The organism is Chromohalobacter sp. 296-RDG (genome assembly GCF_029889885.1).
Taxonomy (GTDB): domain Bacteria; phylum Pseudomonadota; class Gammaproteobacteria; order Pseudomonadales; family Halomonadaceae; genus Chromohalobacter.
The window spans coordinates 1-13,828 of the sequence record NZ_JARANY010000062.1 but is presented as its reverse complement, the minus strand read 5'-3'; the positions used below and the strand labels follow the sequence as shown (position 1 = coordinate 13,828).

The 13,828-nt window shown below is 53.7% G+C and carries 11 protein-coding genes; 1 reads left to right on the top strand and 10 read right to left on the bottom strand.

Annotated features, from left to right (window positions below):
• Positions 1 to 134: 134 nt before the first annotated feature.
• Positions 135 to 1,073, top strand: a complete 939-nt coding sequence (locus OP495_RS14760) for a glycosyltransferase family 2 protein (RefSeq protein ID WP_280570377.1) — start codon at positions 135 to 137, stop codon at positions 1,071 to 1,073.
• 106 nt (positions 1,074 to 1,179) lie between these two features.
• Here the strand turns inward: OP495_RS14760 and OP495_RS14755 are convergent, their stop codons facing one another.
• The 10 genes from OP495_RS14755 to cysC form a co-directional block, all read right to left on the bottom strand.
• A complete protein-coding gene (locus OP495_RS14755; RefSeq protein WP_280570374.1) occupies positions 1,180 to 2,253 on the bottom strand; it encodes a glycosyltransferase in 1,074 nt (357 codons plus the stop codon).
• Between the two features lie 41 nt (positions 2,254 to 2,294).
• Complete coding sequence (locus tag OP495_RS14750; protein WP_280570371.1) at positions 2,295 to 3,380, bottom strand: hypothetical protein; 1,086 nt, start codon at positions 3,378 to 3,380, stop codon at positions 2,295 to 2,297.
• Between the two features lie 245 nt (positions 3,381 to 3,625).
• On the bottom strand, positions 3,626 to 4,399 hold the full coding sequence (locus OP495_RS14745; protein WP_280570368.1) for a sulfotransferase domain-containing protein: 774 nt from the start codon (positions 4,397 to 4,399) through the stop codon (positions 3,626 to 3,628).
• Positions 4,400 to 4,417: 18 nt separating this feature from the next.
• Positions 4,418 to 5,188, bottom strand: a complete 771-nt coding sequence (locus OP495_RS14740; protein WP_280570366.1) for a sulfotransferase family 2 domain-containing protein — start codon at positions 5,186 to 5,188, stop codon at positions 4,418 to 4,420.
• A gap of 177 nt (positions 5,189 to 5,365) precedes the next feature.
• Positions 5,366 to 6,238, bottom strand: coding sequence for a hypothetical protein (locus tag OP495_RS14735; RefSeq protein ID WP_280570363.1), 873 nt, complete (start codon positions 6,236 to 6,238; stop codon positions 5,366 to 5,368).
• Between the two features lie 206 nt (positions 6,239 to 6,444).
• Positions 6,445 to 7,599, bottom strand: coding sequence for a glycosyltransferase (locus OP495_RS14730; RefSeq protein WP_280570360.1), 1,155 nt, complete (start codon positions 7,597 to 7,599; stop codon positions 6,445 to 6,447).
• A 106-nt stretch (positions 7,600 to 7,705) separates the two neighbouring features.
• On the bottom strand, positions 7,706 to 8,608 hold the full coding sequence (locus OP495_RS14725) for a glycosyltransferase family 8 protein (protein ID WP_280570357.1): 903 nt from the start codon (positions 8,606 to 8,608) through the stop codon (positions 7,706 to 7,708).
• Positions 8,605 to 9,921, bottom strand: coding sequence for an O-antigen ligase family protein (locus OP495_RS14720; protein WP_280570356.1), 1,317 nt, complete (start codon positions 9,919 to 9,921; stop codon positions 8,605 to 8,607). The genes OP495_RS14725 and OP495_RS14720 overlap by 4 nt, the downstream gene beginning before the upstream one ends.
• Positions 9,922 to 10,115: 194 nt before the next feature.
• A complete protein-coding gene (locus OP495_RS14715; protein ID WP_280570353.1) occupies positions 10,116 to 12,086 on the bottom strand; it encodes a nucleoside-diphosphate sugar epimerase/dehydratase in 1,971 nt (656 codons plus the stop codon).
• A 55-nt stretch (positions 12,087 to 12,141) separates the two neighbouring features.
• A partial coding sequence (gene cysC, locus OP495_RS14710; RefSeq protein WP_280570350.1) for an adenylyl-sulfate kinase occupies positions 12,142 to 13,828 on the bottom strand: 1,687 nt, incomplete at its 5' end.

Genomic DNA, 13,828 nt, shown 5'->3' with positions numbered 1-13,828 from the left:
ACGGGATTTATGCAGCGTTTCTCTAGACACAGGCGCTGGCCGGGCCGGCGCAAAACTGGCAGGCGTCATAAAAACCGAATAAGCCGCCATGCTACCATCCGGCTTCACACCAATATCACCGATCCGCTTCCCCTATGACCGACGTGCCGCTTGTCTCCGTTATCATCCCCATGCATGGGCGATCCCACTTCATCGAAGCGGCACTGCGCAGCGTCATCGCCCAGACGCATCCTCGGGTCGAGACGATACTGGTCGATGACAACGGCGAAGGCTCGGCCAACCAGTTGGCAACGCACGAGCAGGTCGCGCCCTTTCTGGGGCCCAACGTCCGCTACTCGCGGAATCCCGCCAATGTCGGTGTTTCCGCAACGCGCAATCGAGGCGTCGAGCTGGCCAGGAGGGAGTACATCACTTTTCTGGACGACGACGATCTCTATTACGAGCATAAGGTCGCCCACCAATTGCAGCACATGCAGGATCACAAGCTGGATATCAGCATCTGCTCTTTTGATCGGTTCGACGCAGACAGCGAGTCACAACCTGCGAGCGCCATCCAGCCGCGCCTGACATGTGCGCAGCATCTATTCTTCAACGAGCCCTCCCCGCATGCGCCCACCATCATGATCGAACGGGCCTTCTTTCAGCGGATAGGCGGCTTCAACGAATCGCTGGCCTACCGGGAAGATCTCATGCTGGTGATACAGGCACTCAGTCACGGCGCCGCCATCGGCTCGATACAGCAGACCCTCTTCAATCACCGGGTGCACCCCGGTTTCCGGCTCTCAAAGAAGCGGTTCGCATGCGACAAGATCGGCCGCATCTTCGCGATCATCGACGAGGAAGAGGCCGAACTTCGGCGCCAGTTGCGCCCAGCCGAGCGGGAACGGCTGCTGTCGGCACGCCGTTACAAGCAGCTCGACGCCCTGTTCAAGAACGGCTGCCGAATCCCTTTCTCGCTGCTCGCCGACACCATGAAACACACCCTTAAGACCGGGGACCGCAAGCGGCTGCTGCGGAGCATCTCGAAATACGTACGCGCGGCCCTAAGGCGCAATAAACGCCAGGCGCCGTAAAAATAAAAAAGCCCCGAATCGGGGCTTTTTGATAATGGCTTACAGCAACTTTCAACTGTCATAACGACTTATAACGACTTAGATCGAATCCTGGTGCACCTCAAGCTCATAATAACGCCTCGTAGCGCTCGGCGATGGCGTGAGGCGAGAAGCGTTGATAATGGCTCGGGTCGATACGCGGCGGTGCCGCGACGGCGCTGGCGATCTTCTCGGCCAATGCCGCCTCGTCGTCGCAAGCCACCAGATAGTTGGCCAATTTCCCCGTCAGGATATCCCGCGGCCCCGAGGGGCAATCGGTGCTCACCACCGGCGTACCGCAAATGAGCGATTCCGCAATCACCCGGCCAAAGCCTTCATAATCGGATGCCAGCACCAAGAGGTCGGCATGATGGATATAGGGATATGGATTGCTCTTCTGGCCGAGGAAAATCACACGCTCTTCAAGCCCTAGCTCACGGACCAGCGCCTGGGCGTTTTCAAGCTCTCCCTCGCCAACGAAGACCAGCTTCTGCGCGATGCCGCTCGCCTTGTAGGCGCGCAACAGTCGGTCGTAGCGCTTTTGCCGCAGCCCCAGGCGCCCCACGCTGACGATATAGTCGCTTACCTCGACGTCCTGGTGCATACGGCGCTCGATGTCATCCGCATCGATGATATTGTGTATTACTTCAGACTGTAGAGGTACGGCACCATAAGCAGACATGGAATCCAGTATGCCATGAGAAATCGCAAGCACACGGCGCCCACCATAAATATTATTGATTTCATGTCTTATCTTGAATTTTGAAACCTTCTTACTCAGCAGCATTTGAGTAGGATCGGTGCGAACACATAACCATGCTTTGTTGGAAAGCGAAGAATGGGCCACAACCCGATGCGTATAATAAAGATTGGCAATAATGACATCATATGACCGATTGTTTTCAACCAGCCAGTCGTCAAGTTTTTGAGCATGAAGCCGAAAGCGTTTTAGCTTCTGCCAGATATTTTTATACGTGAACGGAATCTTCTTGAGCGTCACACCTCTTGGCATGTCATGCTGAACTTTATCGCTCAGCACAACCATCGTTACGTCATGGCCGCGTTTCACTAACGCCTCGGCCAAGCTCAATATCGAGATCGGAGCGCCTCCGCCACCCAAATGGTCGGAAGCAAATAAAAAGCTCCTTGCATCATCTTTCATTTGGAAATTCCTTTTCCAAGTGCTTGTATTAACCGCTTAGTTTACCTCGCCACAGGCATCATCCGTATATGGCTTTCATCCTCAACCAAATCTTCTATAGCGACTTCTTTCAGTTTTTGCAAATCTGGTTGCCAGTTCGTCGTAATGCCGAGAAAATGCAAAAAATAGGACTCGTTATCTACCAGCCCCTCCGGCTTGTTTCTCTGCAATCGACTCCCCAAGGAATAGCGCCTCTTGCGCCATGTATTATGGGGTGAAATCAAGAAAGCAGAATCAGCATCACAAACAAACTTACGTGCAGTCGCTTTCCTTTCCGGATACCGGTACTTAAAATCGCGAAACGAATAATCGCTTTTCCCAGGATTCACGTAGGGTACGTTATGACTCTCAAAGTAAACCACGCCGTTCCGAGAGACATTTTCCATAACCCTCTCTGCGCTGGATACCAAGAGTTCATCTATATCGAAATTGAAAAGTACGCCGCCCCTTACAAACCGCTTTACACAATGATTCAAAGCCACGGGCTGCGCGAACGAACTAAAACGCTTTGCCGTAGGTCCAAATGGAAATGCCCACCTTATAATATTGACTTTATCTCCGATACAGTTTTCAAGCTCGTCAATATTGGAGCTTCCATTATCATATATGTAGATATCATCTACAGCATAATTATTTCTATAATACTCAACCCAGTCGTCGACCCATGCAACATTATTATTTTTAGAGATTGTCGCCAACACTTTCTTGCCAGGCGCTACAAACTCATTCCTCAAAGAGATTTTACGCTCGAAATCAGGGAACTTCAACACGACATCATACTTTTCCTGTCGTGTTAGCCTGAGCCTCAATATTGAAACTTTTTGCTCCGGGTAATCGGCAAGGGAAAACTTCTTCTCCTTTCCGTTCACAAAGACCTTCAGATTTTTTACATACGGTTTCAAATTCAAGGCGGGCGGACCAATTGCAACCAGCTCATCCTTATCAGAATCAATAAACACATCATAAAAAATGTATTTCTCATCAAAGTTTTTTAACTGCTCATCTCGGATTACCCCATCTTTCGGATGGGGGTGTCGCCGTTCGGCAACATTATCCGGTATCGAAATGGCGTTAACACTGTATTTCATGGCTATCTCGAAATGAGAACATGTACCTCAGAAAATACCAACATCTTAACTAATAGCATTGTAATCCATGTATCATTTTACGTCCAAGATAGCACATCCGCGAAAACAGGCTTCAATGCTCAAGGTTCTATCCAGGCATTCCACTTTGAATAACGCTCTATCGTGACGCAATGGTTAGCCAACAGGAAGGTAAAAAAATCAATTTACGAATGTTAAACAAAAACCATAATTTTTGGCATAAAGTACTACTTGGTCATCCAAGGATTACCAAGGTCAATCCCATAAGCCTGAGCACGCTTCTGTATATAACCAACGTCTTCTTCCGAAAGATGGTCTACATATCCGCCGACTTTCCCTTTCCTTGTTTTGTAGCTTTCGGAATCCGATTTATCAGCAGGTTGAAACGCTGATGACGTCCCCTCTCCCTCTTTTTCCATTGTTTTCATATTGGAAAATGAGCAAGATGCCACTGCCTTATCGACAAGTTCCTCGTCCACACCGATATTCATGAAATTCAAGACACGTTTCAGCTCTCTATGAGCGTTCTCATGCATCAGCTCATAACTTGTATACATAAATGAGCGAGATTCTTGATAGGCCTCATGCCAAAGCTTATAAAAGCTTAATATTTTATCAACACCATACAACTCACTCTTGGCGAACTCTCCAATGTCACCATCATATACATTGATTCTCTTTGTAGCCTGAAAGTAGGCCGAAACCAAGGTGTCTCTAACATCTCTTCCAACGAATACGACCTTGCTGTTCTTATAATTTCGATGTCCGTACATTAAGCGATCGTATTTCAGGCCCGACTTCATAGACGCACCATCGTGTGTAAACTTCACCTTAGGCAGTTTATGCTTATCACTTAATGCTTTCACGTCTACAAAAGAAGTTGGGGCCTCTCCTTCGTATTTCAAACACAAGTAATTCCCCAACATGGCGCGCAACCAGGTTCTTCCACTCTTTGGGTATGAAACAAAAACAACCCTATCTCTAAAAAGACTCTGCAGCATAATCAAACACCAAACTATTTATTTGTACTCAAAATACTTGATCTCGTTTTTATATATATCACGAATTCTTCCCCTATCTGCCTCGTCATACCAATCACTCACATCTTTTTCTTTATCCCTGTTGCCTGCCTTTTCTTTTAAAAGCTTTTCTTCACAGGGAATACCGAGATCCTGACAAACCCTTTTGAAATCGTCTTCTATCGACTCATACCTTCCTATAAAATCAACCACTGGTTTGCCATCAATAGTATACAGTGGCCAGTTGCTTTTAAAGCCGTGAGGCACAATTCCAGGATCTTCGACTTCACCAGCCATCGCCTTCAAGAAATGGCTAAACGAGACATTATCGCTAATACCTCTCGTTTGATACGAGTACTCCGAAACAGCTTGATCGAAAGGATTTCTGACAAAACAGAATTTATAATAGTTTTCCCATTCGTAGGGGAAGTATCTTTTTACCGCTTCTGCAGGCGCGTGGACTGGATTATGAAAAAGCGTCTTTTTATATTTAGCCTTGATAGAGGTATTGATGAGACTACGGTAGCGATGCGTATTTCCATGCAAAATCTTTTCTAAAACAGCCTTCCTTGTAACGTTTAATGACCTAGGGTGCCACAAATTTTTATTGGCTGCGGCATTGAGCATATGGCCATTTTTCAATATTTCATCAAGACTGCCAACAACAATATCGTCTTTTCCCAAATAAGGCCATAACGTATTTTTTATAGAGCTCCCTGCAACCTTCCTACAATGGATGAACATAAAACCATGCTTATGACTAATTATCATCAACAACCCTCACAGCGACCAATCAGTTAACTCTTTGAATATAAAACAAAAAGGGTAAAACAGAAGAACATTTTTCTAACAACTTGAACGTAAAAATCATATCTCACATGTAGCAATATAGATACACATGACATATGCAAAAAAGGCGTACTTAGGTACGCCTTTGGAGCTTGACTTCTATAACGCAGGATCCATTGGCCCCGGATCTCGTTCAGGCACACAGCCCTGAAAGGAACGCCGTAAGCGGTGGAGAGCCTCTTTTTCAGGGACATCCTGCGTCACCCGCTCCCACCATTCCCGGTGTACCGCTTTCACCATGACGGGCACGCTCGACAAGCCCAGGTGCTGCGCCATGGCCAGACGATGCAGGCCACGATTGATCTTGAGAAGCCGCCCTTCACGCGTGACGGCCACGCCCAGCATGTCTTTCCCACGTGTCGAGTCGAATCCACGCGCGGCCATGTCGTCCATGAAGCTCAAGTACACCTGCAAGAAGGTGAGAATGCGCGCTTCGCTATCCAGCAAAATACCCTGCTGATGCGACGACCAGGGTTTACCGGCCTTCAAACGTGCCATGTACTTATCGAAAGCTGCCGACTGGGTTAGATCGTCGCGATGAGCATCGACATCCTGGATGAAGCGGGCACGCGAACTGGTACGTAAGTCACCCCGGCGTAGGTCCCACTCACCGTCCCAGATGAACGCCGAGGAAGTCGGCCGTAATTTGTGGGACCATCCTTGCCAGTGAGTGGCTCGCACCAAATCATTAGGATTCACGTGCAAGACAAGCTTCTCACTCAGCGATAGCTCAACGGCGCGGCGCGGCAGACCGATACGCTCAACCCAGGCGGCGCCCGGTAACGCATGCTTCCATAAACGAAGCAAGCCCATTTCCACGGGCACGCCCAGGGATTGAGCGCTCTCTCTCACCGTTTTAGCCAAGCGTGCCCGCTGTACCGGCCAGTACATACGGGCGTCTTCCAAGGGGGCGAAGGCGGGGTCGCCCGCGGGCGGTACCGGCAATCGGCGCTCACCCAGCAGCAAAGACATCACGCCACCCCCCCAGCCTCACCAAGAGAAAAGAAGATGCGCTTCGCTTGTGCCGTCGCTGCAAACGGCAGATAAGATACGGTTGCCCATGTTCCATGCGTCGTGCCTCGTTATATGCTTCATGCTTTCTTAATAGTTAGCATGATATCAATTTACGAGCACGTTGCATAAGCCTAACGTTTTATAAAGACATGTAAATCCGCGCCCTAGCGAGAGCAGTCAGGTAAGCGCAGAAACCGCGCCGCTACCCTCTCCGACTTGAAGTCGTCCAGCCAGGCCTCATCAATGTCGGGGGGATGATCCTCGATGGCCTTTTGAATGCCCGTGGCCAGATCTTTCTCGCTATGTACGACAATACTGCTCTCCAACTCTCCCTTGAGAATCGCGCGAATACCGCCTGGACAATCCACACTCAGCACCGGCGTGCCGCACGCCAAGGCCTCGAAAAGCACAATGCCCATGCCCTCGAAGCGCGAGCTCAGCACGAACAGCCGTGCATGATGCATCCAGGGATAGGGATTCTCCTCCTGGCCGGCAAAAACCACTCGCTCCGCGATCTCCAGGTCCGAGGCCAATGCTTCGAGGTTGGGCCGCTCGCAGCCGTCACCCACCAGCACCAGCGGCATCGTCACCCCGGAATACGCATAGGCCCGCAGCAATAGTGCCTGGTCTTTCGCCGAGACCATGCGCGCCACGTTGACGATGTAAGGCTCGGCGGGAATATCCGGCTCCGGCGCCAGCATCGCCTGGCGTATATCCTCTACGGGACAAGGGTTTGGAATGGTCTCCAGACTTGCCGGCGAAAAACGCCATAGCGCTATCGCTTGGCGTACTGTCTCGGCAACGCCCTCAGAGACGGCTACCAAATGCCGGTTCTGATAAAGACAGCGCGCAAATAACCGCCGACTGAGACTTGGCTTGCTCGCACGTACGATATTTTCCAGCACGTAGCGCGCGCGACGGTCTCGAAACGTCCATACCTGCTCAAAGGTGCCCTGGCCACGGAAGACGATGCGATCAACCTTCCCATGGCGACGCTCGAAGCGCCTTAGCCAGAGACGAAACACAACCCCACCCATGATCCCTGACCCCAGGAACACGGCACGCTTGAGCAAAGGATTGAGCACCCACCGCGCGAAAAGCTCGAGAAGAAAACCGAGCACGGTCAAGCGGCTCACGTGTCTCAACGGCAAATGGTGCTGCTTCACCTCAGGATTCAAAGGACCCAACGGTTTCTCTACCCGGCGAAAGCTCACCAGGTGACTTTCATGTCCAGCATCGGCAAACGCATCCGCCAGGTTGACGGCGACACGTTCCATGCCGCCCATCTTGAGGGAACGCACTACGACTAGCGTACGCATCAGACTTCCCACAAGATGGCATTTTTTGTACCACCGCTGATTGTTGAAACCGCAGGTAACTGAAAAGGGTCGAGCATTACGTGCAACTCCGCGATAAATACCATGCCTACGACCGCACCAACATACGACGACGGCGAATCTTGGGCTGTTTCAATAACAAGCGAAAACGTTTGTCCCACGGCAACGTAGATCTCAACGCCGCTTTTTCGATGGGCCAGGGAGTGAGGCGCGAGTAGGCAATAAAGTCATCTTGAAATGGATGAACACACCTTGCATGCCATGGTTTGATAGCCCCAATGAAATGCACGATTCGCGGCTGTCGACTGGCCGCTTCCAGAGAAGGCAGGTATTGAGTGAGATGCGCGTAGCGCTTTTCCATGGCCGCATAGGCAGTCGGCTGGAAATTCCACTCCGGCTCAAGCCGACGCCATTTGCCGTCCAGTACTTGATTCAAGGCATCCTGATCGGGATAACGAGCGGTCTCATCCGCTTGCAGACATTCCAGTGCCTTCTCGGCGACTCGCTCGCTACGCCATGCCACCAAGTCCACCAGCATCACGCCTGAATTGAAGTAGTTATCGGGGTCGCGCCGGGTATGCTTGCTGGATGGATTACACAGATCCATGGCTGCGGCAGCAACGTATCCCTCCAATGGTACGGACCACAAACCCTCAAGGTCACCCAGCACCAGAACGTCGCAATCCAGATAAATGACACGCTTGCAATCGACCGGCAAATAGCGATGCATCAACAATGGAAGCAAAGCCGCGGTGCCGAAGCGGCCGGTCTGCAGGCCTTGCAACTCCTGTACATCGACGTCGATGATATGAATGGAAGCCTCGGCCTCCTCCACCAAACCACGCAAGCGCTCCTGAGTGTCTTCCTCAAGCCCTGTGGTCAATACGAAAAAACGTAGCCGCTCGGGGTTGGAGGCGTTAGCAATGGCGGACGCCATAACGACGGCCCCGTAGCGTGCATAGCCTTCGTCCGCACACAGCACAACATTCATCTTGCTACCACCTTCGCCCTATCATGCTCATTGAACAGGTAGAAAGACATGCCCACCCCACCGACGATGATGTAGAAATACATCCCGGAGTTGAAGATTAGATAGGACTCAAACATATTGACGATGAAGAACAACGCCCAGGTCGACAATAGCCCCACTCCCCAATAACGCTTATCGGAACGGAGCAGCAAGAAAGTCCCTTTGAGAATCATCCATGTGAGCGTCGCCAACGCCAGCATTCCCAGGGCACCATAGGCCAGTAGGATCTCCAGATACGAATTGTGGAAATGCCCAAAGCGTTGTTTCACTCGATCCGGGAAGGGGCCTTCATCGATCAATGGTTTGTGGCTCTCCCCTCCCCATCCCGTCAAGGGACGCTCAGAGATCTTTTCCAAGGCATACACCCAGGTATGCAGACGAATGCCGGTGCTGTTGTAGCGGATATCGGCGATGTCGCCCGCCTCGAGCGCCTGGATCGTCGCTTGCGAAGCGTGGAAGCGTTTCTCGAAGACTGGTGCCAACGAGTACCCGAGCACTGCCAATACACTCGCCACCGTGATAAACACCACCACACTCCTGGCGCTCAAAGCTTTGCGAAGACTTTGCTTGCATAGACACACCAGGCCCACGAGCAACAAACAAGTCAGCACGATAACCAACGCCAACCAGACCGCCCGCGTCTGGGTGACAACGACTCCCACCAAGCCGAGTATCGTCATGCCCAGCGCCAGCCCCCACTCGATCCCTCGGGCAGGCCGCTGTAAGCAGCGAGCAAGTAACGTTCCTCCCATGATCAAGACGAGGGACAGGTAAAGGGCAGTATGTTGAGCGTTCGTATAGCCGAAATCCACTCGTCTTCCCCCTATGGCCGCCAACCACTCGTCGGTGGAGGAGTGAATCGCCAGGGATACGAGGAATCCCACCAGGAAGACTATCATCAAATACTTGGCCGCTCGCATGGAGCCCCGTAACCACCACGCCACCGCAATACACAGGAACAGCTTGGAGAAATGCCTGGCGGCCTTTATCTGCTCATCGGCAAAATCCGGGAAGCGCTCTACCGCAAAGAAGTACACGCCCGTTTGCAGCACCACGAACGCCAGTAGCAAAAGGAACACCTTATGCCACTTGACCGACGGCTCCGGCTCCGTGCACCAAGCGATAACGAAACACAGGATGAAAACGGACTCGGCCGAACGTGAAAGGTCAAAACTGATCAACCACGAGAAGGCATAGATGGATAACGCTACCCAACCAACCGCTTTATTCGTTTTTTTCCAGCCGGCCCGTGGCATCCACCTGCTGCTTTCCATCGAACGATTTACCTCTGAGTTCACACGCCATCCGGCTGTTACGCACGTCGAGACAGGTAAGTGCCTCACCCGTGCCATTGAAAGCGCAATAGGATACCAGACGCCGTATATCCGGGGAAATTTATAAAACAACATCCAGACACAAAGACGCCCGACCCTATGAGAGGGGCCGGGCGTCTTAAACATGCGTATTGCTAATGCTTTGAAGTGCCCGCCGGCACAGAGAATCGAACTGTCTCAGCTGACGTCGTCGGCAGCAAATCCACCATATTACCGTTATGAGCAAACCCCTTCACGCCTTTTTTCAAGAGGGCACAGGAGCGCTGGCTATCGAGGTTTCGCTCGGCAGCTTGCAGCTCGTCCAGCAGCGCTATCAGCTCCTGATGCGTCAGGGTTTCTTCCTGAGCACGCATGATCTTGGGGTGCTTGGTCCCCACCACGTTGTCCCCAATCAATAGCTCTTCATAGAGCTTCTCACCGGAGCGCAGGCCACTATAGACGATCTCGATATCACCGTCGGGGGTTTCCTCGTCTTTCACTTCGAGGCCCGTGAGCTGGATCATGCGCCGTGCCAGGTCGATGATCTTCACCGAGTCGCCCATATCCAGCACGAAGACATCCCCACCCTCGGCCATGGAGCCGGCCTGCACCACCAGCAACGCCGCTTCGGGAATGGTCATGAAGAAACGCGTGATATCGGGATGCGTCACCGTGATCGGCCCGCCTTCCGCGATCTGGCGCCGAAACAAGGGCACTACCGAGCCACTAGAGCCCAGTACATTACCAAAGCGCACCATGGAGAAAATCGTGCGATGACCGTCCTTCAAGGCATAGCGCGTGGCCAGGTCCTGAAGCACCAACTCCGCCATGCGCTTGGTCGCCCCCATCACATTAGTAGGCCGCACCGCCTTATCGGTGGAGATCAACACGCAGCGTTCCACGCCCAGGCTCGCGGAGCTTTCCGCCACTACGCGAGTACCGTGTACGTTGTTGCGCACCCCTTCCAACACGTTGTTCTCGACGATGGGTACATGCTTATAAGCGGCGGAATGGTAAAGCGTCTGTACGCCATAGTGGTGAATCGCCGCCTCTACACGGTTGCGATCACACACACTACCGAGCAGCGGTACGACGGGAAAGCTTTCCCCCATCTCGATACGCGCCGTTTCCAACTCTTGATTGATGGCGTAAAGACCGAACTCGCTCACCTCAAACAGAATCAGTGCCTTAGGCCGACCACGGAGCACCTGCCGACACATCTCGCTGCCGATAGAGCCGCCCGCGCCGGTGACCATGACTACTTTGTCGCGAATACTGGCATTCACCAGATCATACTGCGGTGGGACAGGATCGCGCCCCAGCAGATCCTCAAGCTCCACCTCACGCAATTGATCGACGCTCGCAATACCCGAGACGATCTCCGGCATGGAAGGCACGGTTTGCACACGTACCGGCACATCCCCGAGATTATCCAACGCCTGCTTGCGCTGCGCCTTATTGGCACTGGGCATGGCCAGCAACACACGCTTGATGCCCAGTTCCTCAGCCACCGCCTTGAAGCGAGCCGGGTTATGGACCTTTATCCCTTTGATAGTGAAGCCCCACAACGTGGAGTCATCATCCATAAAGGCAGCGGTATAAAATTCGCGGCTATTGGCCAGCGCAAGCGTCAATTGCGCTCCGGCACCGCCGGCCCCATAGATGGCCACCGGCTCCTTCTGGGTATAGTGCTTGATCAGCCACTGATAATAACTGCGCACCACCAGCCGAGTACCGCCCACATACACCAGGGTGACCAAAGCAAAGTTCACGGGCACCGAACGTGGGAACATCTGCCATCTATAAAAGAACGCCGATGCCCACATCAGCAACGCCATAAGCAATGCCCCTTTGACCACCGCCCAAAGCGCCTGAGGTCCCATGAAGCGCACCACGGCGCGATAGAGTCCCAACCGGGCAAACACGAACACGCCGACCGGCGGCACGACCAGAAACAACCACCAAAACGGCTCCATATAGTGTGCCGGCCACCACTCGGCGAGACGCAGCGCATAGGCAGACCAAAGCGCCAGCGGCAGCGCGACAAGATCTGCCGCGACCATCACCAAACGCTTCTTGCCGCGACTGAGCCCCGCAATTGACTGATGCATTCGTGCTTGGGCCATCATCTCATCCTTGTGTTGTCACGCATTCAGATGACTCTTTTCCAAATAACGCTTTTCACATGACGCGCTTGAGTAACTGAGTGACCAACTCCTGCTGGCTGTGTTCCGCGCTCTGCACGACCACTTCAGCCTGGGGAGGCGCTTCATAGGGACTATTGATCCCCGTAAAGTCCTTGATCTTGCCTTGGCGAGCTTTTTCATAGAGCCCCTTGGGATCGCGTTGCTCGCAGACATCCAGCGGCGTATCGACGTGCACCTCGATGAAGTCGCCCTCGTCGAACAGCTCACGGGCGGCGTCGCGGTCCGAGCAGAACGGCGAAATGAAAGCAGTGATCACGATGATACCGGCATCGGCGAACAGCTTGGCGATCTCCCCCACGCGGCGGATGTTCTCGGTGCGGGCGGCATCCGTCATGCCCAGGTCCTTGCATAGGCCATGGCGGATGTTATCACCGTCGAGCAGCATGGTGTGGTACCCGCGCCGGTTGAGTTCCACTTCCAGGTTATTGGCAAGGGTCGATTTCCCCGACCCCGAGAGCCCCGTGAACCAGATGCATGTGCCGGTATGGCCCTTGATGTGCGCCCGCATTTCAGGCGTGACGCTGGTGCGGTTCCAGACCACGTCCGCCTGGCTGTCATGCGCACGATATTCATAAGGAAGCTCGGTATCCAGTGTACGGTGCACCATCCCCGCGCCCACGGTGACGTTGGTCAGCCGATCGATGACGATGAAGCTGCCGGTGCCAGGGCTCACGCGGTAATCGTCCACCGGCAGCGTACCGGCGACTTCGATGCGGCAACGGCCGATGGCGTTGAGCCCCAGGGTCTCGGCGGCGTGATGCTCGAGCGTGTTGACGTCGATCTGGTAGTCGACCTGGCTCACCTTACCGGCGAGATCCTGCGTCGCGAGCTTGAGGTCATAAAGCCGGCCGGTCTCGAGAGCGGTGTCGTGCATCCACACGATATCGGCCTCGAAGGCGTCGGCCAACGGCACCTCGGCGTCGGCGGCGACCAACCAGTCGCCCCGCGAAATATCGATCTCATCACTCAGGGTGACGGTGATCGCCTGCCCCGGATAGGCCACCTCGAGATCGCCATCAAAGGTGACGATGCGTTCGACCGTGGCGTGCTTGCCCGAAGGCAGCACCTTGACGGCCTGGCCGGGCCGCAGGATGCCGGCCTCGAGCGTGCCGCAGTAGCCGCGGAAGTCGAGGTGCGGGCGATTGACGTACTGCACCGGCAGGCGCAGATCCGTCAGATTCTGATCGTGGGTGATCTCGACGGTCTCGAGCAGTTCGAGTAACGGCGTCCCCGGTTGCCCATCGACGCGGTACCAGGGCATGTTCTCGCTGCGATTGACGACGTTGTCACCTTCCAGTGCGGAGAGCGGCACGAAGTGGATATCCGGCGCGTTGAGCTTGGCGGCAAACTCACGGTATTCGGCGACGATCTCGTCGAAGCGCGCCTGGGAATAGTCGACCAGGTCCATCTTGTTGACCGCGATCACCAGGTGCTGGATGCCCAGCAGGTCGGCGATGAAGCTGTGCCGCCGGGTCTGGGTCTGCACGCCGTGACGCGCGTCGATGAGGATCACCGCGAGGCTGGCCGTGGACGCCCCGGTCGCCATGTTGCGGGTGTACTGCTCGTGGCCCGGCGTGTCGGCGATGATGAACTTGCGCTTATCGGTGGAGAAATACCGATAGGCGACATCGATGGTGATGCCCTGCTCACGCTCGGACTGC